We start from the raw sequence: 22985 nt of genomic DNA on the forward strand, positions 1-22985 counted from the left end.
CTGACGCCATGCGTGCCGTACGCCTTCTGCTTAGCGAGCCGCGCTGATCAGTCCCGACCCCGGTCGTAGTCCGGTGGCCGGAATCAGCGCGGCGTCCCCTCCTGTGCGAGGGGATTTTTCATTTCCCGGCATTCGCAGCCGCTGGTCTTGAATGTCGCAGCCGCCGGCAGAGACGATCGATGGAGCTTTGAGGATCATGAGCGAGACGAACCCCGCGGCGACCGCCCCTGTGCCGGCGGACGCCGCGCCGCACCGCTACACGGCTGCCATGGCCGCCGAGATCGAGGCACGCTGGCAGGACTTCTGGGACGCCGAGGGGACGTACGCCGCGCCGAACCCCAAGGGTGACCTGGCGGGCGACCCGGAGCTGGCCGTCAGGCCCAAGAAGTTCATCATGGACATGTTCCCGTACCCCTCCGGTGCCGGCCTGCACGTCGGCCACCCCCTGGGCTACATCGCCACCGACGTCTTCGCCCGCTTCCAGCGGATGACCGGCCACAACGTCCTGCACACCCTGGGCTTCGACGCCTTCGGCCTGCCCGCGGAGCAGTACGCCGTGCAGACCGGCACGCACCCGCGCGTGTCCACCGAGGCCAACATGAAGAACATGCAGAGCCAGCTGCGCCGGCTGGGCCTGGGCCACGACAAGCGGCGGTCGTTCGCCACGATCGACCCCGAGTACTACAAGTGGACCCAGTGGATCTTCCTGCAGATCTTCAACTCCTGGTACGACGAGAAGGCACGCAAGGCCCGCCCGATCGCCGAGCTGGTCGCCCGGTTCGAGTCCGGTGAGCGTGCCGTCCCCGGCCACCCCGGGCGCGCGTGGAACGCCCTGAGCGACGCCGAGCGCGCCGACGTGCTGGGCGGCTTCCGCCTGGCCTACGCCTCCGACGCGCCCGTCAACTGGTGCCCCGGCCTGGGCACCGTGCTGGCCAACGAGGAGGTCACCGCCGACGGCCGCTCCGAGCGCGGCAACTTCCCCGTCTTCAAGTCCAAGCTGCGCCAGTGGAACATGCGCATCACCGCCTACGCCGACCGGCTGCTGGACGACCTGGACGAGCTGGACTGGCCCGAGGCCATCAAGCTGCAGCAGCGCAACTGGATCGGCCGCTCCGAGGGCGCCCGCGTCGACTTCCCCGTCGACGGCGAGCGCATCACCGTCTTCACCACCCGCCAGGACACCCTGTTCGGCGCGACCTACATGGTGCTGGCGCCCGAGCACCCGCTGGTCGAGAAGTTCACCCCGGCCGCCTGGCCCGAGGGCACGCACGACGTGTGGACCGGCGGTCACGCGACCCCGACCGAGGCGGTGGCGGCGTACCGCGCGCAGGCCGCGTCCAAGTCCGACGTCGAGCGGCAGGCCGAGGCCAAGGACAAGACCGGCGTCTTCATCGGCGCCTACGCGACCAACCCGGTCGACGGCGAGCAGGTTCCGGTCTTCATCGCCGACTACGTGCTGATGGGCTACGGCACGGGCGCGATCATGGCCGTTCCGGCGCACGACACCCGCGACTTCGAGTTCGCGCGCGCCTTCGAGCTGCCGATCCGCTGCGTCGTCGAGCCGGCCGACGGCCGGGGCACCGACCCGGCGTCGTGGGAGGACGCCTTCGTCTCCTACGACGCGAAGATCATGAACTCGTCGAACGGCGAGATCAGCCTGGACGGCCTGGGCGTCGTCGAGGCCAAGGAGCGCATCACCGAATGGCTGGAGCGGACCGGCGCCGGCGAGGGCACCGTCAACTTCCGCCTGCGCGACTGGCTGTTCAGCCGCCAGCGCTACTGGGGCGAGCCCTTCCCGATCGTCTACGACGAGGACGGCATCGCCCACTCCCTGCCCGAGTCGATGCTGCCCCTGGAGCTGCCCGAGGTCGAGGACTACTCCCCGCGCACCTTCGACCCGGACGACGCCGACACCCGGCCCGAGACCCCGCTGTCGCGCAACGAGGACTGGGTGAACGTCACCCTGGACCTGGGTGACGGCCGCGGCCCGCGCCGGTTCCGCCGCGAGACCAACACCATGCCCAACTGGGCCGGCTCCTGCTGGTACGAGCTGCGCTACCTGGACCCGCACAACAGCGAGCAGCTGGTCGACCCCGAGATCGAGCAGTACTGGATGGGCCCGCGCGAGGGCCTGCCGCACGGCGGCGTCGACCTGTACGTCGGCGGCGCGGAGCACGCCGTGCTGCACCTGCTGTACGCGCGCTTCTGGTCCAAGGTCCTGTTCGACCTGGGGCACGTCTCCTCGGCCGAGCCGTTCCACAAGCTGTTCAACCAGGGCATGATCCAGGCCTACGTCTACCGGGACAGCCGCGGCATCGCGGTGCCGGCCGCCGAGGTGGAGGAGCGCGACGGCGCGTACTACTACCAGGGCGAGAAGGTCTCCCGGCTGCTGGGCAAGATGGGCAAGTCCCTGAAGAACGCGGTCACTCCCGACGAGATCTGCGCCGAGTACGGCGCCGACACCCTGCGCCTGTACGAGATGGCGATGGGCCCGCTGGACGTCTCCCGGCCGTGGGACACGCGCGCGGTGGTGGGCCAGTTCCGCCTGCTGCAGCGGCTGTGGCGCAACGTCGTCGACGAGAACACCGGCGAGGTGACGGTCGCGGACGTCGCGGACGCGGACATCGACGCGGACACCCTGCGCGCCCTGCACAAGGCCATCGACGGCGTGCGGCAGGACCTGGAGGGCATGCGGTTCAACACCGCCATCGCCAAGGTCACCGAGCTGAACAACCACCTGACGAAGGTGGGCGGCGTGGTCCCGCGCACGGTCGCCGAGCGCCTGGTGCTGCTGGTCGCGCCGCTGGCCCCGCACGTCGCCGAGGAGCTCTGGCGCAAGCTGGGGCACACGGACTCGGTCGTCCACCACGACTTCCCGGTGGCCGATCCCGCCTACGTCGCCGACGAGGCCGTGACCTGCGTCGTGCAGATCAAGGGCAAGGTCAAGGCACGGCTGGAGGTCGCCCCGTCCATCTCCGAGGAGGATCTGGAGAAGGCGGCGCTGGCCGACGAGAAGGTCGTGGCCGCGCTGGGCGGGGCCGGGATCCGCAAGGTGATCGTGCGTGCGCCGAAGCTGGTGAACATCGTCCCGGCGTAAGGCCGGCGCCGCGGTACCGCTGGGCTCGGGGTAGTCCCCTACGGGGAGGTTCCGGATCCGGTACGGGCAGGTTCGGGGTTCTGCTGGAACCCTGGGCCTGCCCGTTGCGTTTACCGTGGAAGAGCGGCGCGGCGGGTGCCGTGCCGCGGCCCGCCGGTCCGCGGGCCGGACGCTCGGAGGAGGAGCTTCGTGGAAGCAGTGATCGCAGTCTTCGGTCTGCTTTTCGTGCTCGCCCTCGTGCTGGGCGCCTACGCCACGGTGAAAGCCGTCGGCGCGGCCAAACGCAGCGTGGACCGCGGCATCACCCAGGCCCGCCGCACCGTCGAGGACCACACCCTGCGGGCCAAGTCCCTCGTCCAGATGGGTCCGGCGGGCGAGCTCGCGCAGCTGCGGCTGGCGCTGCGCACGTCGATGCGGGCCACGCAGGACGCGCTGCACGCGGGCGTGGCCGAGGACGAGTCCCTCAAGGAGTCCCTCGCCCTCTTCGAGCGGCTCAGCGCGCACGGGTTCGAACTGGACGGCGAGCTCAGGCGGCTGGAGGCCGAACCGGACCGCGCCACGCTCGCCGAGCGCCTTCCCACGCTGCGCGAGCGCACCGAGCGCATCATCCATTCGGCGGAGTCCCTGCGCTGGGCGGCCCGCGACCGGGCTCACCGTTTCGCCGACGACGACCTGGACTCCCTGAGCGCACAGATCGACGTCGAGGCCGGTGCCCTGCGGCACTGGACGGAGACGGAGCCCGCCGCCGCGCCGCCGCCCTGGCCCGAGGCGCCGGGCACCGATGCCCCGGCCACCCGGCAGAGTTGGCCTCAGACCCCGCAGCACCCGGGCCAGGAACCGGCGGAGGAACCGGCGCGGCCCGCCATCGCACCGCCCGGCCCGAGCCCCGTGTACCCCTGGCAGAAGAAGGCCCGTCCGGAGAACACGACCTGACCACGGACCTGTGAACGCCCGGTCGTCGGGGCCGGGCTGCCGTATGGGCGCTACGGCAGGTAACCTCCAGCTCATGTCCCGCCATGTCGCGATCGTCACGGATTCAACGGCCTACCTCCCGGCCCGGACGATGGAGCGGCACGGCATCACCGCGGTACCCCTGACCGTCGTCCTGGGCGACCGGGCGCTGGAGGAGGGCACCGAGATCTCGACCCGCTCGCTGGCCCAGGCCCTGCAGAAACGGCGGCCGGTCACCACCTCCCGCCCCAGCCCCGAACTCTTCGCCGAGACCTACCGCAGGATCGCCGAGTCCGGCGCGGACGGCATCGTCTCCCTCCACCTCTCCGCCGAACTCTCCGGCACGCACGACGCGGCCGTCGTCGCCGCGCGGGAGGCGGCGGTTCCCGTGCGTGTAGTGGACACCGGGATGATCGCGATGGCCCTCGGATTCTGCGCGCTCTCCGCAGCGGAGGCGGCGGACGCGGGGGGCACGGTGGACGAAGCGGTCACGGCCGCGGAGAAGCGGGCCGCGGGGACATCTGCCTACTTCTACGTCGACACCCTCGACTATCTGCGTCGAGGCGGCCGGATCGGGGCGGCCCAGGCGCTGTTCGGTTCCGCTCTCGCGGTGAAGCCCCTGCTGCAGCTGGGCGGCGGCCGTATCGAGCCCCTGGAGAAGGTCCGGACGGCGTCCAAGGCCATCGCCCGGCTGGAGGAGATCGTCGCCGACCGGGCGGGCAGCGCACCCGTCGACATCGCCGTCCACCATCTCGCCGCCCCCGACCGGGCGTCGGCCCTGGCGGACCGCCTGCGGGACCGGGTGCCCGGGCTGGCCGACCTGCATGTGAGCGAGGTCGGCGCGGTGATCGGGGCGCACACGGGGCCAGGGCTGCTGGGGGTCGTGGTCTCGTCGCGGTGAGGGGCTGTCGCGCGTCACGGTCGCGGGTCAGGGTTTCGCGTCAAGGTTCAGCGTCACCCGTGCGGGGGCCGGGGTTGTCCACAACCTGGGGGTAGTCCCCGGGAATTGAGCATGATCATCGCGGGTGTGCCGAGGTGCCCGATCCTCGTCGCATGGCTCTTCGATCACGCTCACGCACGGCTACCGCCACCAGTGGCCCGGGCCGTGACCCGGCCTCCGACGGCCGGCTCCGCAACCGCCGCTCGCCCAGCTCCGTCGGCCGGGCGCGGCACAGGCGCCGTCCCGCGCCGGCGGAGGAGCTCCGCCGACGTGCGGAGGCGCTCTTCGTCGGACCCGTCGGACCCGTCGGACCCGACGGACATGCCGGACGCGCCAGACATGCCGGACGCGCCGGGTCCGCCGGGCAGGGGAGCGAGCCGGGGACAGGGCCGCCGCCGACCTGGAGCCGCGATGCCGGGCGCCCGCAGGGAGCCGGAGACGGTGGCAGGGCACGGGGGGACGTAGCGGGGGCGGAAGAAGGAGGGGCGGAAGAAGGAGGGGCGCAAGAAGGAGACACGCACGGAGGGAGTGCGCAGGAAGGGGGAGCGTCGCCGGTCGCCTTCGATGGCGCCGCGGCGACCCGGCGGGAACGGGCGGGGCAGGCGCTGCGGGAGCGGATGCCCGTGTGGCTGCAGACGCGGTGCGGACTGGAGCGCCGCAGCGTGGCCGCGCTCACGGTGCTGCTCGTCGTCGCGGTGGTCTTCGCCGCACAGCACTTCTGGACCGGTCGCACCCAGCCCGTTTCGGCGCCCGAGGTGGTGCGGGAGGCGGCGGCGTTCGGCGCGGGGGGAGCGGACGAGGCGGCGGGAGCGGGCCCCACGGCCGGCCCGCCCAGGGGCCCGGCCGAGGGCCCGGCCACGGCCACGGTCGGGACCGAGATCGTGGTGGACGTCGGCGGCAAGGTCCGCAAGCCCGGAATCCATCGCCTTCCGGCAGGGTCACGGGTCGCGGACGCCCTGCGCGCCGCGGGAGGCGTGCGATCCGGTGCCAGGACCGACGGGCTGAACCGGGCGCGCTTCCTGGTGGACGGCGAGCAGGTGCTCGTGGGCGCTTCCGCGCCGGTCGCGCCGGCCGGCCCGGGCGGCACCGCCCCCGGCGGGCCGGGCGCCCCGGTAGCGGGGGCCGCGCCCGCGGCACCGGTCTCCCTCAACACGGCGACCGCCGACCAGCTCGACACCCTGCCGGGCGTCGGCCCCGTGCTGGCCCGGCACATCATCGACTACCGCACCCAGCACGGCGGCTTCCGCTCGGTGGACGAGCTGCGCGAGGTGAACGGCATCGGCGAGCGCCGCTTCGCCGACCTGCGCAACCTCGTGCGGCCATGAGCACGGACGCGAGCACGGCCATGAGCGTGCGGACGAGGTTGCCGAGCGGGGAGGCGGAGCCCACCGACCACCTGACCGCGTCCCCGCGCGCAGCCGTGCACGCCGCCTCCGGGCATCGGCTCGGTGCGGCGCATCCCCGGCAGGACGGGCCCACGGACCTGCGGCTGGTGCCGCCCGCGCTCGCGGCCTGGGCGAGTGCGGCGCTGATGCCGGACGTGCCGGCCGGGTGGGCGGTGGGCCTCCTGATCGGCGTTCTGGCCCTGTCCGGCGCGCTGCTGCTGGTGGCACGGAGGCAGCGCACGCGGAGGCAGCGCACGACGCGCGGACGGCACCGCGCGACGGCCGCCGCCCTGCTCCTCTGCGTCGCCGCGTCCGCCACCTCGGCCGCGCTGCACGGCGCGGATCTGCGCCGGGGGCCCGTGCCGGCGCTGGCACGGCAGTACGCCACCGTCACCGCCGAGTTGGAGATCACCGCCGACCCCCGCCTCACCCGGCCCCGCGTCCGGGGGAACCGGGCCGTGCCGCCCACCGTGCTGATCGAGGCCGACGTACGACGGGTGACGGAAGCGGACGGGACGGAGGTGACGACACGGACGCCGGCGCTGCTGCTCGTGGACGTGGCCGAGGGCGACCGCGAGGGCAGGGGCAAGGGCGAGAGTGAGGGGTCACCGGACCGGGCCTCCGCGGGGGCCGCGGACGACGCGCGGCTCACCCGTGCCGGGCCCGGCATCTCGCGCTGGCTGGGACTGTTGCCGACGACGCGGATCCTCGTCACCGCCCGGTCGGCGCCCCCGAGGGGGAGCGGGGACCGGATCGCCGCCGTGCTGCGGGTACGGGGCGGTCGGGAGGCGCCGGAGGTGGTGGCAGGGCCGTCGGGAGCACAGCGGCTGGCGGGACGACTGCGGGCCGGGCTGCGGGAGGCCACCGAGGGGCTGCCGGCGGACGCGCGGGCGCTGCTGCCGGGGCTGGTCGTCGGTGACACGTCGCGTATCACGCCGGAGCTGGAGGAGGCGTTCAAGGAGACCGACCTCGCGCACACGCTGGCCGTGTCCGGGGCCAACTTCACGATCGTGCTGGCGCTGCTGCTCGGACCGCCCGGACTGGCCCAGCGCAGCGAGCGCCGAGGGCTGGCGCCCCGTCTCGGTATCTCCCTGCGGACGACCGCGCTGCTCGGCGGGGTGCTGGCACTCGCCTTCGTCGTAGTGTGCCGGCCCGACCCGAGCGTGCTGCGGGCCGCCGCCTGCGGGGCCGTCGCCCTGCTCGCCCTGGCCACCGGACGCCGCAGATCGCTGCTCCCGGCGCTGGCGACGGCGGTGCTCCTCCTGGTGCTGTACGACCCGGGGCTGGCCCGCAGTTACGGTTTCCTGCTCTCCGTGCTGGCCACCGGGGCGCTGCTCACGCTGGCCCCGCGCTGGAGCGCGGCGTTGCGCCGGCGCCGGGTTCCTCCTCGGCTCGCCGAGGCGCTGGCCGCCGCGGGCGCGGCCCAGGCCCTGTGCGCGCCGGTCGTCGCCGTGCTGTCGGCGCGGGTGAGCCTGGTGGGGGTGCCCTGCAATCTGCTCGTGGAGTTCGCGGTCGCGCCGGCCACGGTGCTGGGGTTCGCAGCACTGGCGACGGCACCGGTGGCGATGCCGGTGGCCGAAGGGCTCGCCTGGTGCGGAGGTTGGCCGGCCGAGTGGATCGCGGGGATCGCCCGTACCGGGGCCGCGCTGCCCGGCGCGGGAGTGGACTGGCCTGGCAGCTGGGCCGGGGCGGCGCTGCTCGCCCTCGTCACGCTGGGCGTGCTGCTCGTCGGCCGACGGTTGCTGAGGCATCCGTGGTGGTGCGGTGTGTGCGCGGTGCTGCTGGTGCTGGCGGTGGTGCGGCCACCGCCGCTGGCCCGGGTGATCACGGGGTGGCCTCCGCCGGGGTGGCGGATGGTGATGTGCGACGTGGGACAGGGCGACGCCATGGTGCTCGCGGCCGGTGAGGGCGCGGGCGTCGTGGTGGACACCGGACCCGACCCGGCGCTGGTCGACCACTGTCTGCGCTCCCTCGGCATCACCCGCGTCCCGCTCGTGGTGCTGACCCACTTCCACGCCGACCATGTGGCGGGTCTGCCCGGGGTGTTGCGGGGGCGTTCGGTGGGCGCGATCGAGACGACCGCCCTCGAAGAACCCGCGGACCAGGCCGAGTCCGTCCGCAGGCAGGCGACGGCACGGCGGATTCCCCTGCGGCACGCCTCCGCCGGGGAAGAACGGCGGTCCGGCCCCCTGTCCTGGCAGGTGGTCTGGCCGCCACCGACCCCGCCGAAGGCCCCGCCACCGACCCGGCCGGAGGTCCCGCCACCGACCCCGCCGAAGGCCCCGCCACCGACCCGGCCGGAGGTCCCGCCACCGACCCCGCCGAAGGTCCCGCCACCGACCCCGCCGGCGACCGCGGCGCCGGTCTTCCCGACGAGCACGGAAGGACCCAACGACGCCAGCGTCACCCTCCTGGTGCGGACGGCGGGACTGCGTCTGCTGCTGCTCGGGGACCTGGAGCCCCCGGCACAGCGGGAGCTGGCGAGATCACCGGCGGGAGCGGCGCTGGAAGGGGTCGACGTGCTGAAGGTGGCCCATCACGGCTCCGCTCACCAGGATGCCGGCCTCATACGGAAGGTGGCCCCACGGCTCGCGCTCATCAGCTGCGGCGAGGACAACACCTACGGGCACCCGGCCCCCGGCACCGTCGAGGCGCTGCGCGCCCGGGGCGCGACGGTGCTGCGGACGGACCGGGACGGGGCGCTGGCGGTTACCGGCACGGGCAGGTCGTTGCGGGTGGCGCGAGACTGAGGGCATGGATGCAACACAGGTCGACGCCTACCTCCGCCGCCTGGGAGCCGAGTACCCGGCGTGGCCCACCGCCGGCGCCCTGCGTGAGCTGCACCTTCGTCACCTGCGGACGGTGCCGTTCGAGAACCTGTCCGTCCATCTGGGCGAGGAGATCGTGCTGGAGGAGGGGCGGCTGCTGGACAAGGTGGTGGGCGCGCGGCGGGGCGGGTTCTGCTACGAACTGAACGGTCTCTTCGGCGCGTTGCTCACGGCGCTCGGGTATGAGGTCACGCTGCTCGCGGCGCGGGTGTACGGGGACGGGAGCAGGCTCGGGATCCCGTTCGACCACCTGGCGCTGCGGGTGCGGACGGTGGACGGGGGCGATCTGCTGGCGGACGTCGGGTTCGGGGCGCACAGTCACGGTCCGCTGGAGTTCGCGGAGCGGGGTGAGCAGAAGGATCCGGGAGGCACGTTCCAGGTCGTCGAGGCGGGTCCGGACGCGGCCGGGGTGCGCGGCGGGCACGACTCGGCCAGGGCGGCCGACCTGGACGTGCTGCGGGACGGGAAGCCCGTGTACCGGGTGGAACCGCGCCCGCGGGTGCTCGGCGACTTCGAGTCCGGCGCGTGGTGGCACAGCACGTCGCCCCAGTCGCACTTCCTCCAGTCGCCGGTCTGCTCGCGGGTCACGAAGGACGGAGGGAGGATCACACTGAGCGGCCGCAGGCTCGTGTCGACGGCCGGCGACGGTCGCCGGGAGGAGCGTGAGCCCGCCACGGACGAGGAGGTACTCGCGGCCTACCGGGAGTACTTCGGCATCCACCTCGACGAGGTGCCGACCGTGCCCGGACTGTGAGGATCCGCGGCGTCCGGTGTGGCGATATCGGGCCACACAGGGCTACTCATGCCACTCATGCGCACTCCCAGCACATGCGCCGGTTTCCCTTGATGTAGTCCCGTGTTGCCTCGAAAACCCCATCGGTGATCGAATGTTTCTTCGTCAACTAGTTTTCTCACGTCGTGCAGAGGGTGTCGCAGATGATCGGCCGCTGGCTGGGAAGCCGAACGAAGCGGATGCAACGGACGGGTCCCCTGGCGGCGGTGCGGCTCCCGCCGAACGCGGGCGTGCTGAACTGCCGGGTCCTCGGCCCCGTCAACGAGCCGATTCCGCACGCTGAGTTCACGGTCAGCGACACCATGGGGCGCAAGGTGGTCGGCGGCGGGACGGATCCCTTCGGGTCGTTCGTGGCGACGGTGCCGACGGGGGAGTACAGACTCGCGGTGTCCGCCGAGGGTTACACGCCGTACCGGGCGTCCGCGACCGTCACCGAGGACGCGCCGGCCTCGCTCGGCGACGTGACCCTGCAAGTGGCCCAGCCTCCGGAGCTGCCCGCGCCGGGCGACTGGGAGATCGAGCCGGCGCACTCGTCGATCGCGTTCACCGCACGGCACATCGGGCTGGCCCGGATCCACGGCCGGTTCAACTCCTTCGCGGGCGCGGTGCGGATCGGCGACGACATGGAGCAGTCCGCGATGCACGTGGTCATCGACGCGGCCTCCATCGACACCAACGTGACGATGCGCGACGACCATCTGCGGTCGGGGGACTTCCTGGACGTGCGGCGGTTCCCGACCCTGGAGTTCTACAGCGACCGGTTCACGCACCGGGGCGGCAACCGGTGGGCCGTCACGGGAGCGCTCTCCCTGCACGGCGTGACGCGCACGGTCACCCTGGACGCCGAGTATCTCGGCCTGGGCAACGGCATGGAGGGCGAGGCGCGGGCGGCCTGCCGCGCCACCACCGAGCTGCACCGCGACGACTTCACCGTGAGCTGGCAGACCATGCTGGCACGCGGCATCGCCGTGGTCGGGCCCAGCATCAGGATCGGCCTCGACATCCAGATCGTGCCCAAGGGCTGACGCGGCACCGACCTGACCATCCGCCCTGCCGCGCGGTGTCCGACAATGGCACCCGTGAGTGATGTGAGACATGTGCTGGTGCTGCCCGACCGCGACGCCGCGGAGGAGGCGGCCCAGGCGCTCGGTGAGCGCTTCGGACTCGACGAGGAACCCCGACTGCTCCGGGACGCCCTGGCCGGCGAGGACGACGCCGAGGACGCCCAGTGGCTCGTCGTACTGCGCGACGAGAGGGAGCGGCTGGACCCCCGCGAACTCGACGAGTTCGCGGGGGAGTGGGAGGGCTGGCGCGAGGAACCCTAGGGCCCGACGGCGTCGGCGGCGAAGTCCGTTGTCAGTGGTGCGTGCGATGCTTGTCGCGATGGCCAGGAAGACTGCGAATGACGACCCTCTCGCCCCGGTGACGCTTGCCGTGGGCCAGGAGGACCTCCTGCTCGACCGTGCCGTGCGGGAGGTGGTGGCCGCCGCGAAGGCCGCCGACGCCGACACGGACGTACGCGACCTGACCCCCGACCAGCTGCAGCCCGGCACCCTCGCCGAGCTCACCAGCCCCTCGCTCTTCGCCGAGCGCAAGGTCGTGGTCGTACGCAATGCGCAGGACCTGTCCGCCGACACGGTCAAGGACGTGAAGGCCTATCTCGGCGCACCCGCCGAGGAGATCACCCTGGTCCTGCTGCACGCGGGCGGCGCGAAGGGCAAGGGCCTGCTGGACGCAGCCCGGAAGGCGGGGGCGCGCGAGGTGGCGTGCCCGAAGATGACGAAGCCCGCCGACCGGCTGGCCTTCGTACGGACGGAGTTCCGTACCGCCGGGCGCTCGGCCACCCCCGAGGCGTGCCAGACGCTGGTCGACGCCATCGGCAGCGACCTGCGGGAGCTGGCCTCGGCGGTGTCCCAGCTGACCGCGGACGTCGAGGGCACGATCGACGAGGCGATCGTCGGGCGGTACTACACGGGACGGGCCGAGGCCTCCAGCTTCACGGTCGCCGACCGGGCGGTCGAGGGACGGGCGGCGGAGGCGCTGGAGGCGCTGCGCTGGTCGCTGGCGACCGGAGTGGCACCGGTGCTGATCACCAGCGCGCTGGCGCAGGGCGTGCGGGCGATCGGGAAGCTGTCCTCCGCCCGCGGTGGGCGCCCCGCCGACCTCGCCCGTGAGCTGGGGATGCCGCCGTGGAAGATCGACCGCGTCCGGCAGCAGATGCGCGGCTGGACCCCGGACGGAGTCTCCGTGGCCCTGCGCGCGGTGGCCGAGGCGGACGCGGGGGTGAAGGGCGGCGGGGACGATCCCGAGTACGCCCTGGAGAAGGCCGTGGTGACGATCGCCCGCGCGGCCCGTTCGCGGGGACGGGCGTAAGGGGCGTAAGACCTCACACAGACCGAAGGCCCCGGCGTCCGTCCTGGGGAAGGACGGCCACCGGGGCCTTCGGATCAAGCTCGTGGATCCATGCCCGCGTGGCGAACGCAGGCCGCGCACGGATCCTGGGTGCCGGACGGGAGCGGATGAGAGAGGGCCCGCTCTGGGTCCTTCCGGCGATCAGACCAGATGAGGGGTTCAGCCCTTGAGGGCGCCGACCTTCTGCGACAGCGCCGACTTCTTGTTGGCGGCCTGGTTCTTGTGGATGACGCCCTTGGAGACGGCCTTGTCGAGCTGGCGCGAAGCGACGCGCTGGTACTCGGCGGCCTTCTCGGCGTCACCCGCGGCAGCAGCCTCACGGGCCTTGCGGATCGCGGTCTTCAGAGAGGACTTGACGGCCTTGTTGCGCAGCCGGGCCTTCTCGTTGGTCTTGTTCCGCTTGATCTGGGACTTGATGTTCGCCACGAATGAGCCTTTGCAGGTTCAGGCACGAGGCCGCGAGGGTCCCGTGCCGATGATTTCTTGAAGGAGTGCCTCGCGCTGAGAGGGCAAGAGACACAGCCCCCCACACTACCAGCGGCTCACCGAGCCACCCAAACCCGGCCCCGGCCCCACCCCGATCCGGCCCGGGCCCGGCCCCGCCCCCGCCCTCGACCCGTCCCGAACCCATCACGGCTCCCCACCCGTGGGACGATGGAAGCTACGTATCGATCCGACCCGAGACCGCAGACACTGCGGACGCCTCAAGAATCAGGACCCTGCGTGCCCGCGATCCCCAGCCATGTGCCCGAGCCGAGCCGTACCGACCCGGCGCTGATCCGCAACTTCTGCATCATCGCGCACATCGACCACGGCAAGTCCACGCTCGCCGACCGGATGCTCCAGCTGACCGGTGTGGTGGAGCAGCGGCAGATGCGCGCCCAGTACCTCGACCGCATGGACATCGAGCGCGAGCGCGGCATCACGATCAAGTCCCAGGCGGTGCGATTGCCGTGGGCCCCCACCCACGACAAGAGCAGTACGCACATCCTCAACATGATCGACACGCCGGGGCACGTCGACTTCACCTACGAGGTCTCGCGGTCGCTGGCCGCGTGCGAGGGCACGATCCTCCTCGTCGACGCCGCCCAGGGCATCGAGGCCCAGACCCTCGCCAACCTCTACCTGGCGATGGAGAACGACCTCACGATCATCCCCGTGCTGAACAAGATCGACCTGCCGGCCGCGCAGCCCGAGAAGTTCGCCGAGGAACTGGCCAACCTGATCGGCTGCGACCCCGCCGACGTGCTCAAGGTCTCCGCCAAGACCGGCCTCGGGGTCGAGGCGCTGCTGGACAAGGTCGTCGCCGAGGTCCCGGCCCCGGTCGGCGTCAAGGACGCCCCCGCCCGCGCGATGATCTTCGACTCCGTCTACGACTCCTACCGGGGCGTCGTGACGTACGTCCGGGTCATCGACGGCCAGCTCAACAGGCGCGAGCGGATCCGGATGATGTCCACCGGCGCCACGCACGAGCTGCTGGAGATCGGCACCAACTCGCCGGAGATGCTCTCCGCCGACGGTCTGGGCGTCGGCGAGGTGGGGTACCTGATCACCGGCGTGAAGGACGTCCGCCAGTCCAAGGTCGGTGACACCGTCACCAGCATGCACAAGGGCGCCGAGGAGGCGCTCGGCGGCTACAAGGACCCGCGGCCCATGGTCTTCTCCGGCCTGTACCCGCTGGACGGCTCGGACTACCCCCTGCTGCGCGACGCGCTGGACAAGCTCCTGCTCAACGACGCCGCCCTCGTCTACGAGCCGGAGACCTCCGCGGCCCTCGGCTTCGGTTTCCGCGTCGGCTTCCTGGGCCTGCTGCACCTCGACGTGATCCGCGAGCGGCTGGAGCGCGAGTTCGGCCTCGACCTGATCGCCACCGCGCCCAACGTGGTCTACCGCGTGATCATGGAGGACGGCGTCGAGCACACCGTCACCAACCCGAGCGAGTTCCCCGAAGGCAAGATCAACGAGGTGTACGAGCCGGTCGTGCGCGCCACGATCCTCGCGCCGACCGAGTTCATCGGCGCGATCATGGAGCTGTGCCAGACCCGGCGAGGCACCCTGCTCGGCATGGACTACCTCTCCGAGGACCGGGTGGAGATCCGCTACACCCTCCCGCTCGCGGAGATCGTCTTCGACTTCTTCGACCAGCTGAAGTCGAAGACGCGTGGTTACGCCTCGCTGGACTACGAGCCCACCGGCGAGCAGACCTCCAGCCTGGTCAAGGTCGACATCCTGCTGCACGGCGACAAGGTGGACGCCTTCTCGGCGATCACCCACAAGGACGCGGCGTACGCGTACGGCGTGCGGCTCGTCGCCAAGCTGCGCGAGCTGATCCCGCGCCAGGCCTTCGAAGTGCCCATCCAGGCCGCCATCGGCTCCCGGGTGATCGCCCGCGAGACCATCCGCGCCATCCGCAAGGACGTCCTCGCCAAGTGCTACGGCGGTGACATCTCCCGTAAGCGCAAGCTGCTGGAGAAGCAGAAGGAAGGCAAGAAGCGGATGAAGATGGTCGGTTCCGTGGAGGTTCCGCAGGAGGCCTTCATCGCGGTCCTGTCCAGTGATGACAACGCGGGGTCGGGCAAGGCCAAGAAGTAGCCGCTTCCTCCCTCGCGGCGCATCCCGCCCACCCCGGCAGAACGGACACGAAGGGGCCCGCCGTGCGAAAGCGCGGCGGGCCCCTTCGCATGTCACGGGAGTGCGTCTGTACGAAGTGACAGGGCGCGGAGACTTACGCACAGGCCGGTCGCCCTTTACTCTGATGCCTGCTCGCTAGTTACTCGCGAGTTAAACAACGCCTGAACCATCGCCCGAGAGTGAACCAGCCGCACCTGAACCAGCCGCACCTGAGTCGGCCGCACCGACCCGGCCGCACCGTCGCGGGCCCACGGAGGATGTCGTGAGCGACACACAGACACTGATCGAGAACCGTCCGCCCTCCGTGGCGGGACTCTTCCTGGAGCGGGTGGCGGCCACGCCGGACGCCGAGGCCTACCGCTACCCGGTCCCGTCGGCCTCGGGCGAGGGCCCGGACGACTGGAAGTCGCTGACCTGGGGAGAGGCGGCCGAACGGGTCTACGCGATCGCGGCCGGCCTGATCGAGCTGGGCATCCAGCCCCAGCAGCGCGTGGCGCTGGCCTCCTCCACGCGGCTGGAATGGATCCTGGCCGACCTCGGCATCATGTGCGCGGGCGCGGCGACGACCACCGTCTATCCGCAGACCAACGCCGACGAGTCGGCGTACATCCTCTCCGACTCCGAGAGCCGGGTGCTGATCGCGGAGGACGCCGCGCAGCTGGCCAAGGCCCGGGAGAAGAAGGCGGAGCTGCCCGACCTCACCCACGTCGTCGTGGTCGACGCGGCCGGCGCCGACACCGACGAGGACTGGATCCTCACCCTCGGCGCGCTGGAGGCCCTCGGCGCGGCCCGCCTGGAGAAGGACCCGGAGCTGGTCGCGAAGCGGGTCGGCGCCCTGACCAAGGACCACCTCGCCACCCTCATCTACACCTCCGGCACCACCGGCCGGCCCAAGGGCGTCCGCCTCCCGCACGACAACTGGTCGTACATGGCGAGGGCGATCGCCGCGACCGGGCTGGTCACCACCGACGACGTGCAGTACCTGTGGCTGCCGCTCGCGCACGTCTTCGGCAAGGTGCTGACCTCCGGCCAGATCGAGGTCGGTCACGTCACCGCCGTCGACGGCCGCGTCGACAAGATCATCGAAAACCTGCCGGTCGTCCAGCCGACCTACATGGCGGCCGTGCCGCGCATCTTCGAGAAGGTCTACAACGGCGTCGCCGCCAAGGCCCGGGCGGGCGGCGGAGCCAAGTACAAGATCTTCCAGTGGGCCGTCGGCGTCGCCCGCGAGTACGCCAAGGTCACCCAGGACAACTTCAAGCGCACCGGCACCGCGAGCGCGCCCGCCGGTCTGCGCACCAAGCACGGCATCGCCGACAAGCTCGTCTACGCCAAGATCCGCGAGGCCTTCGGCGGCCGGCTGCGCGCCTGCGTGTCCGGCTCGGCCGCCCTCGCCCCCGACATCGGCTACTTCTTCGCCGGCGCCGGCATCCACATCCTGGAGGGCTACGGACTGACCGAGTCCTCCGCCGCGTCCTTCGTCAACCCCGGCGAGGCCTACCGCACCGGCACGGTCGGCAAGCCGCTGCCCGGCACCGAGGTGCGCATCGCGGACGACGGCGAGATCCTGCTGCGCGGCCCCGGCATCATGGAGGGCTACCACAGGCTGCCCGAGAAGACCGCCGAGGTGCTGGAGGCCGACGGCTGGTTCCACACCGGCGACATCGGGGAGCTCTCGCCCGACGGTTACCTGCGGATCACCGACCGCAAGAAGGACCTCATCAAGACCTCGGGCGGCAAGTACATCGCGCCCGCCGAGGTGGAGGGCCAGTTCAAGGCGGTCTGCCCCTACGTCTCCAACATCCTGGTGCACGGCGCCGACCGGAACTTCTGCACCGCGCTCATCGCCCTCGACGAGATCGCGATCACCGAGTGGGCCAAGGAGAACGGCCTGGAGGGCAAGCCGTACGCGGAGATCGTCGCGGCGCCCGTGACCGTCGAGATGGTCGACGGCTACGTCAGGCAGCTCAACGAGGGCCTCCAGCGCTGGCAGACCATCAAGAAGTTCCGCCTGCTGCCCCGCGACCTCGACGTCGAGCACGGCGAGATCACGCCGAGCCTGAAGCTGAAGCGGCCGGTGGTGGAGCGGGAGTACAAGCACCTGATCGAGGAGATGTACGACGGCTCGCGCGAGGCGTAGCGCGGGCGGGCGTCGCGGTCCGCACGGCTGACGCCCGAAGCCGTCCGTCTTCCGGCTGTCTTCCGGCTGTCTTCCGGCTGTCTTCCGGCTGTCTTCCGGCTGTCTTCGAACGTTCGCCTAGCACGGTTCTCACCCATGGCGGCCCACTTCGGTAACTCCGTGCTCAGGAACGGGGTCGGTCTGTCACTCTGTCGGCATCGACTGCGAAGTATTCGCACGAACTGCCCGGGGAGCCGTCCATGGGGGCCATTCCGACGCAACGGGAGAGCGTCTCCCGCGCCAGTGGGGCGCCCGCGCACACTGCTGGGGCATACGCCCAGGAGTGCGCGCGGGCGCACGTGACCCTGCTCGGAAGCTCCCTGGCGCCGGGCGCCGCCCGGGAGATGGTGCGGGCCGCGCTCGCCGACTGGGCCGAGCTCGGGCTGCCCGGCACGGAGCAGCTGACCGAGCATCTCGCCGCCGACGCCCTGGTCGTCGTCAGCGAGCTGGTCACCAACGCCGTCGTGCACGCCGGCACGGACGTCGAGGTGGGCTGCCGCCTGGAGGAGACGGGCACCCTCGTCGTCGAGGCCACGGACCACCACCCTTCCCGCGCCCCGCGGAGCGGCGACCTCGAGACGCCGCACGAGACCCCCGAGTACGGGCGCGGCCTGCGGCTCGTCGCCGCGCTCTCGGAGGCCTGGGGCATCACGTACCGCCCGGGCACCAAGACGGTGTGGGCACGCCTCCCGGCCGCGGGCGCCGAGACCGCCGAGCAGGTCGAGGCGTACGCCGGGGGGCTCGGGGCGCGGCGCCCCGGGCCGACGGGCACGGACCTGCCGGGGGAGGGGGACGGGGGTCCGAGGTGTTCGGGCGGCCCGGGGGTGACGGGGGGCCCGGGTGTCTCAGGCGTGCCGGGCGTCCAGAAGGGCGAGGTGCCCCGGGACGGGCAGAAGGCCCTGGAGGGGCCGCCGGTCCTGGAGGGGCCAGTGGTTCTTGAGGGACCAGTGGCTTCGGAGGGTCGGACGGTCCTGCACGGCTCGGAGAGCCGGAGTGGCGGCGCCGACAGGCGGGACGGAACGGCCAGGACCGTTCGGCGCGGTGTTCGCGACCGGGAGTGGCTGGGCCGTGGTGCCCTGTCCTTCCTCGCCGAGGCCTCCGACCTCCTGGCGGGGCAACTCGACGAGGACCTGGTCGCCTCGCTCACCGGCCAGCTGATCGTGCCGCGGCTCGCCGACTGGTGCGCCGTGTGGCTGGAGGACGAGTCCCTGGGCCGTGGAGCCTGGAGCGACGACCCCGGGGCGGCCGTGGGGGCGCGGCTGGCCCGCGTCTGGCACGGCAGCGAGAGCCACATCGAGGAGCTGCGCCGAGCCCTGGAGAAGGACCCGCCCCGCCCGCGTGATCCGTGGCGCTCCGGCCCCGCCGCCCACCCCTGGCCCGGCGAGGCGCTCGGCCCGGACGGCACACACGGTGCCGCGCTCGCCTACCGCCTGGTCGCCGGCGGCAGGCCCTTGGGCACCCTGGTCATCGGGCGTACCGGCACCCCGGGCTGGGCCGGTTTCCCCGACGAGATCACCGGACTGGTCGAGGACCTCAGCCGCCGGGTGGCGCTCGCCATCGGCGCCGCCCGCCAGTACGCCCGGCAGGCCACCATCAGTGCCGTCCTCCAGCGCGGCCTGCTGCCCGGCGCGGTCGCCGAGATCCCCGGCGTGCGCAGCGCCCTCGTCTACGAACCGTGCGACAAGGGCGGTCCCAGCGGCGACTTCTACGACCTCTTCCCGGCCGGCGAGGGCCGCTGGTGCTTCGCCGTCGGTGACGTCCAGGGCAAGGGCCCCGAGGCCGCCGTCGTCATCGGCCTCGCCCGGCCCTGGCTGCGGCTGCTGGCCCGCGAGGAGTACGGCGTCCCCGACGTCCTCGACCGCCTCAACCAGCTCCTCCTCGACGACGCCACCGAGGCCGCGGACGCCGCCGCCCGCGCCCTGGTCGCCGTCGGCCCTGCGGTTGCCCCGGGCGACGGACCGCAGACCCGCTTCCTGTCCCTGCTCTACGGCGAACTGGTCCCCTTCGACGGCGGCGTCCGCTGCACCATCGCCTCCGCCGGGCACCCGCTGCCGCTGCTCCTCGAACCCGGCGGCACGGTGCGCACGGTCGCACAGCCGCAGACCCTGCTCGGCGTCGTCGAGGACGCCATGTACACCAGCGAGACCTTCGAGCTGCGGTCCGGCGACACCCTGCTCTGCGTCACGGACGGGGTCACCGAGCGGCGCAGCGGCTCCCGGCAGTTCGACGACGGGGACGGTCTCGCCGTCGCGCTCGCCGGGTGCGCGGGACTGGACGCCGGGCTGCTCGCCGAGCGCATCAGGCGGCTGGTGCACGAGTTCGGGCCCCGGCCCCCCGAGGACGATCTGGCGCTGCTGGTGCTCCAGGCGGATTGAGCGCGCGGGCGGACACACGCGGGCCGGGGACGCATGCGGGCCGGGGACGCACGCGGGCGGGGGGCGCGTCCGGGCCGGGGGCACATGCGGGCTGGGGACGCATGCGGGCCAGGGACACATGGGGGCCGGGGACGCACGCGGGCCGGGAACGCGTGCGGGCCGGGAACGCGTGCGGGCCGGGGACGCACGCGGGCGGGGGGCGCGTCCGGGCCGGGGGCACATGCGGGCTGGGGACACACGCGGGCCAGGGACACATGCGGGCCGGGGACACACGCGGGTACGGGACAATGGAACGCATGCCCTCCGCACTCCCCGACGGCGAGCCCGTCCCCGCCGACGGCGCTCTCCCGGCGTCCGCGCTCGCCGGCGCCGCCGACCGCCCCCTCGGCTTCTACCTGCACGTGCCGTACTGCGCGACCCGCTGCGGCTACTGCGACTTCAACACCTACACCGCGACCGAGCTGCGCGGCACCGGCGGCGTCCTCGCCTCCCGCGACAACTACGCCGAGACGCTCGTCGACGAGGTCCGCCTGGCCCGCAAGGTGCTCGGCGACGATCCCCGCGAGGTCCGCACGGTCTTCGTCGGCGGCGGTACGCCCACCCTGCTGGCCGCCGGCGACCTGGTGCGGATGCTGCACGCGATCCGCGACGAGTTCGGCCTCGCGGCGGACGCGGAGGTGACGACGGAGGCCAACCCGGAGTCGGTCGACCCGGCCTACCTCGCCGCTCTCCGCGAGGGCGGCTTCAACCGGATCTCCTTCGGCATGCAGAGCGCGAAGCAGCACGTCCTGAAGGTGCTGGACCGCACCCACACCCCGGGCCGCCCGGAGGCCTGCGTCGCCGAGGCCCGCGCGGCCGGCTTCGACCACGTCAACCTGGACCTGATCTACGGCACCCCCGGCGAGACCGACGACGACTGGCGCGCCTCGCTGGACGCGGCGCTCGGGGCCGGCCCCGACCACGTCTCGGCGTACGCGCTGATCGTCGAGGAGGGCACCCAGCTGGCCCGCCGCATCCGGCGCGGCGAGGTCCCCATGACCGACGACGACGTCCACGCCGACCGCTACCTGATCGCGGAGGAGACGCTGTCGGCGGCGGGCTTCGACTGGTACGAGGTGTCGAACTGGGCCACCTCGGAGGCGGGGCGCTGCCTGCACAACGAGCTGTACTGGCGGGGCGCCGACTGGTGGGGCGCGGGACCGGGCGCGCACTCCCACGTGGGCGGCGTGCGGTGGTGGAACGTGAAGCACCCGGGGGCGTACGCGGGGGCGCTGGCGGCCGGGAAGTCGCCGGGGGCCGGGCGGGAGGTCCTGACGGACGAGGACCGGCGGGTGGAGCGCGTCCTGCTGGAGCTGCGCCTGCGGGAAGGCGTCCCGCTGTCACTGCTGCGGGACGCGGGGCTCGCGGCCTCGCGCCGGGCGCTGTCCGACGGACTCCTCCAGGAGGGGCCGTACGTGGCGGGGAGCGCGGTGCTCACCCTGCGCGGGCGGTTGCTGGCGGACGCGGTGGTCCGGGACCTGGTGGACTGAGGGGTCGGCCCCGCTCCGGCGGGGAGCAGGAACTGCTCGGCCGTAGGGACGAGCAGGACGAGCAGATCGACGGGCCATCTCCGCAGCGGCGGAGAGCAGTCCGTCAGGCTCGGCCCGTCAACGACGGACCGCGCTCACGGCACGGTCACGTGATCGATGAGTCGTTCCACGCTGCCCAGCAGCTCCGGCTCCAGGTCCTTGTAGGACCCCACCCGCGCCAGGATCGCCTGCCACACCGCCCCGGTGTTCCCGGACGGCCACCCCAGTGCCCGGCACACCCCCGTCTTCCAGTCCTGCCCGCGCGGCACCCGGGGCCAGCCGTCGATCCCCAGCGCCGACGGCTTCACCGCCTCCCAGATGTCGATGTAGGGATGGCCGACGACCAGCGCGTGCTCGCTCGTCACCGCCTCCGCGATCCGCCACTCCTTCGAACCCGGCACCAGGTGGTCCACCAGGACGCCCAGCCGCGCGTCCGGGCCCGGGGCGAAGTCGGCGACGATCGACGGCAGGTCGTCCACGCCTCGCAGGTACTCCACGACCACGCCCTCGACGCGCAGGTCGTCGCCCCACACCTTCTCGACCAGTTCGGCGTCGTGCCGGCCCTCGACGTAGATGCGCCCGGCGCGGGCCACGCGCGCCCGTGCCTCCGGGACCGCCACCGAGCCCGACGCGGTGCGGGTGGGACGTACCGGACCGGACGACGGCCGGACCAGCGTCACCACCCGTCCCTCCAGCAGGAAGCCGCGCGGCTCCATCGGGAAGACCCGGTGCTTGCCGAAGCGGTCCTCCAGGGTCACCGTGCCCGCCTCGCAGCCGGTCACGGCGCCGCAGAAACCGGTGCCGGCCTCCTCGACCACCAGGCCGGGGTCGGCCGGGACCTCCGGTACCGGCTGCGGCTTCTTCCACGGAGGGGTCAGGTCGGCGGAGTACTGGCGCATTCTGATGACGATACGAGGAGCGGCCGCGCCGTGATCAGCGCGACACGCCGAAGCGGGCGGCCAGCGCGTCCCGTTGGGCCCTGACGAACGCCGCGTCCACCACCGCACCGTGACCGGGGACGTACAGCGCGTCCTCGCCGCCCAGGTCGAGCAGCCGGTCCAGGGCGGCGGGCCAGTGCGACGGCACGGCGTCGGGGCCCGCCTGCGGCTCACCGGACTCCTCGACCAGGTCGCCGCAGAAGACGACCTCGGGGTCGCCCGGCACCAGCACCGCGAGGTCGTGGCCGGTGTGCCCCGGGCCCACGTCGGCGAGCAGCACCTGCCGGCCGCCGCCCAGGTCGAGCGTCCACTCGCCGCAGACCTCGTGGCGGACGCGGACGAGCGCGTCGGCCGCCTCCTTTGCCCGCCGCGGGTCCAGTCCTTCCGCCACCGCGTCCGAGCGCAGCGCCTCCCGTCCGTGTCCGCCCCGCGCGAACACCGCGTCCGCGCCCACCGCGCCGTAGACCTCCGCGCCCGCGAACGCGGCGGCGCCGAAGACGTGGTCGAAGTGCGGGTGGGTCAGCGCGAGATGTGTCACACGGTGACCGGCGAGATCCCGCGCCTGGGCGCGCACCCGGGCGCCCTCGCCGAGGCTGGACCCCGCGTCCACCACCAGGGCCGCGCCGGCGCCGACGACCAGCCCCGCGGTGCAGTCCCACACCGGCAGCCGGCGCCGCCCCACCCCGGCCGCCAGCCGCTCCCATCCCAGGTCTTCCCAAGTCACCGTCACGACGACGACGCTAGCGATGCGACACCTCCGTTCACGGCGGCGCGGCCCCGGCCTTGCCGGGGGCGTACCCCACGGCCGTACACTGGGCCGGGGAAGTCTGGCACTCGCACGCTGTGAGTGCCAGGGACGGACCGTGAGACAGACGAAGACAGGCAAAA

Annotated in this window: 16 protein-coding genes; 13 read left to right on the plus strand and 3 right to left on the minus strand. The window is 72.8% G+C overall.

The features are described from left to right. Positions 1-196 precede the first annotated feature (196 nt). The 9 genes from leuS (at position 197) to holA (ending at position 12367) form a co-directional block, all read left to right on the plus strand. Entirely contained in the window at positions 197-3097 is a 2901-nt protein-coding gene (gene leuS / locus ACIQ1J_RS28565) for a leucine--tRNA ligase (protein ID WP_403561249.1), read from the plus strand. A 189-nt stretch (positions 3098-3286) separates the two neighbouring features. Then, entirely contained in the window at positions 3287-4030 is a 744-nt protein-coding gene (locus tag ACIQ1J_RS28570) for a hypothetical protein (RefSeq protein ID WP_403561251.1), read from the plus strand. Between the two features lie 73 nt (positions 4031-4103). Next, positions 4104-4949 (plus strand): DegV family protein, encoded by an 846-nt coding sequence (locus tag ACIQ1J_RS28575; protein ID WP_403561253.1) that lies wholly within the window; start codon positions 4104-4106, stop codon positions 4947-4949. A 152-nt stretch (positions 4950-5101) separates the two neighbouring features. Then, positions 5102-6313: a helix-hairpin-helix domain-containing protein gene (locus tag ACIQ1J_RS28580; RefSeq protein WP_403561255.1), complete on the plus strand. Its 1212-nt coding sequence runs from the start codon at positions 5102-5104 to the stop codon at positions 6311-6313. Further along, on the plus strand, positions 6310-9123 hold the full coding sequence (locus ACIQ1J_RS28585) for a ComEC/Rec2 family competence protein (protein ID WP_403561257.1): 2814 nt from the start codon (positions 6310-6312) through the stop codon (positions 9121-9123). Before ACIQ1J_RS28580 ends, ACIQ1J_RS28585 begins: the two co-directional genes overlap by 4 nt. A 4-nt stretch (positions 9124-9127) precedes the next feature. After that, on the plus strand, positions 9128-9955 hold the full coding sequence (locus ACIQ1J_RS28590) for an arylamine N-acetyltransferase (RefSeq protein ID WP_403561259.1): 828 nt from the start codon (positions 9128-9130) through the stop codon (positions 9953-9955). A gap of 182 nt (positions 9956-10137) precedes the next feature. Beyond that, positions 10138-11019, plus strand: a complete 882-nt coding sequence (locus tag ACIQ1J_RS28595; RefSeq protein ID WP_403561402.1) for a YceI family protein — start codon at positions 10138-10140, stop codon at positions 11017-11019. 54 nt (positions 11020-11073) lie between these two features. Beyond that, entirely contained in the window at positions 11074-11319 is a 246-nt protein-coding gene (locus ACIQ1J_RS28600; RefSeq protein ID WP_210962533.1) for a hypothetical protein, read from the plus strand. Positions 11320-11377: 58 nt separating this feature from the next. After that, entirely contained in the window at positions 11378-12367 is a 990-nt protein-coding gene (gene holA / locus ACIQ1J_RS28605) for a DNA polymerase III subunit delta (RefSeq protein ID WP_210962532.1), read from the plus strand. Positions 12368-12565: 198 nt separating this feature from the next. On the opposite strand, the gene rpsT is transcribed toward holA, so the two are convergent. After that, complete coding sequence (gene rpsT, locus ACIQ1J_RS28610) at positions 12566-12832, minus strand: 30S ribosomal protein S20 (protein WP_210962531.1); 267 nt, start codon at positions 12830-12832, stop codon at positions 12566-12568. Between the two features lie 297 nt (positions 12833-13129). Between rpsT and lepA the strand changes: the two genes are divergently transcribed. From lepA to hemW, 4 genes are all read left to right on the plus strand, one after another. Beyond that, entirely contained in the window at positions 13130-14998 is a 1869-nt protein-coding gene (gene lepA / locus ACIQ1J_RS28615; RefSeq protein ID WP_210962530.1) for a translation elongation factor 4, read from the plus strand. A 301-nt stretch (positions 14999-15299) separates the two neighbouring features. Next, positions 15300-17177 carry an AMP-dependent synthetase/ligase gene (locus ACIQ1J_RS28620; protein WP_403561262.1) on the plus strand — a complete coding sequence of 626 codons (1878 nt, stop codon included), beginning with the start codon at positions 15300-15302 and terminating at the stop codon, positions 17175-17177. A 239-nt stretch (positions 17178-17416) separates the two neighbouring features. Further along, positions 17417-19591 carry a SpoIIE family protein phosphatase gene (locus tag ACIQ1J_RS28625; RefSeq protein WP_403561264.1) on the plus strand — a complete coding sequence of 725 codons (2175 nt, stop codon included), beginning with the start codon at positions 17417-17419 and terminating at the stop codon, positions 19589-19591. Positions 19592-19887: 296 nt separating this feature from the next. After that, the gene (gene hemW, locus ACIQ1J_RS28630; protein WP_403561265.1) at positions 19888-21120 is read left to right on the plus strand and encodes a radical SAM family heme chaperone HemW; all 1233 of its coding nucleotides are present in this window, start codon (positions 19888-19890) and stop codon (positions 21118-21120) included. Between the two features lie 134 nt (positions 21121-21254). Here hemW and ACIQ1J_RS28635 read toward each other — a convergent pair whose 3' ends face one another. Both ACIQ1J_RS28635 and ACIQ1J_RS28640 read right to left on the minus strand, forming a co-directional pair. Beyond that, positions 21255-22058, minus strand: coding sequence for a DUF3097 domain-containing protein (locus ACIQ1J_RS28635; protein WP_403561267.1), 804 nt, complete (start codon positions 22056-22058; stop codon positions 21255-21257). Between the two features lie 34 nt (positions 22059-22092). Then, the gene (locus ACIQ1J_RS28640) at positions 22093-22827 is read right to left on the minus strand and encodes an MBL fold metallo-hydrolase (protein ID WP_403561269.1); all 735 of its coding nucleotides are present in this window, start codon (positions 22825-22827) and stop codon (positions 22093-22095) included. Positions 22828-22985: the final 158 nt, after the last annotated feature.

The organism is Streptomyces sp. NPDC097107 (assembly GCF_044762405.1).
GTDB classification, from domain to species: Bacteria; Actinomycetota; Actinomycetes; order Streptomycetales; family Streptomycetaceae; genus Streptomyces; species Streptomyces thinghirensis.

What these genes read in the sequence shown, in the direction of transcription:
- holA (WP_210962532.1), top strand. Translation starts at nt 11,378, where the DNA reads ATGGCCAGGAAGACTGCGAATGACGACCCTCTCGCCCCGGTGACGCTT.
- ACIQ1J_RS28595 (WP_403561402.1), top strand. Translation starts at nt 10,138, where the DNA reads ATGATCGGCCGCTGGCTGGGAAGCCGAACGAAGCGGATGCAACGGACG.
- ACIQ1J_RS28590 (WP_403561259.1), top strand. Translation starts at nt 9,128, where the DNA reads ATGGATGCAACACAGGTCGACGCCTACCTCCGCCGCCTGGGAGCCGAG.
- leuS (WP_403561249.1), top strand. Translation starts at nt 197, where the DNA reads ATGAGCGAGACGAACCCCGCGGCGACCGCCCCTGTGCCGGCGGACGCC.
- ACIQ1J_RS28635 (WP_403561267.1), bottom strand. Translation starts at nt 22,058, where the DNA reads ATGCGCCAGTACTCCGCCGACCTGACCCCTCCGTGGAAGAAGCCGCAG.
- hemW (WP_403561265.1), top strand. Translation starts at nt 19,888, where the DNA reads ATGCCCTCCGCACTCCCCGACGGCGAGCCCGTCCCCGCCGACGGCGCT.
- ACIQ1J_RS28585 (WP_403561257.1), top strand. Translation starts at nt 6,310, where the DNA reads ATGAGCACGGACGCGAGCACGGCCATGAGCGTGCGGACGAGGTTGCCG.
- ACIQ1J_RS28580 (WP_403561255.1), top strand. Translation starts at nt 5,102, where the DNA reads ATGGCTCTTCGATCACGCTCACGCACGGCTACCGCCACCAGTGGCCCG.
- ACIQ1J_RS28575 (WP_403561253.1), top strand. Translation starts at nt 4,104, where the DNA reads ATGTCCCGCCATGTCGCGATCGTCACGGATTCAACGGCCTACCTCCCG.
- ACIQ1J_RS28625 (WP_403561264.1), top strand. Translation starts at nt 17,417, where the DNA reads ATGGGGGCCATTCCGACGCAACGGGAGAGCGTCTCCCGCGCCAGTGGG.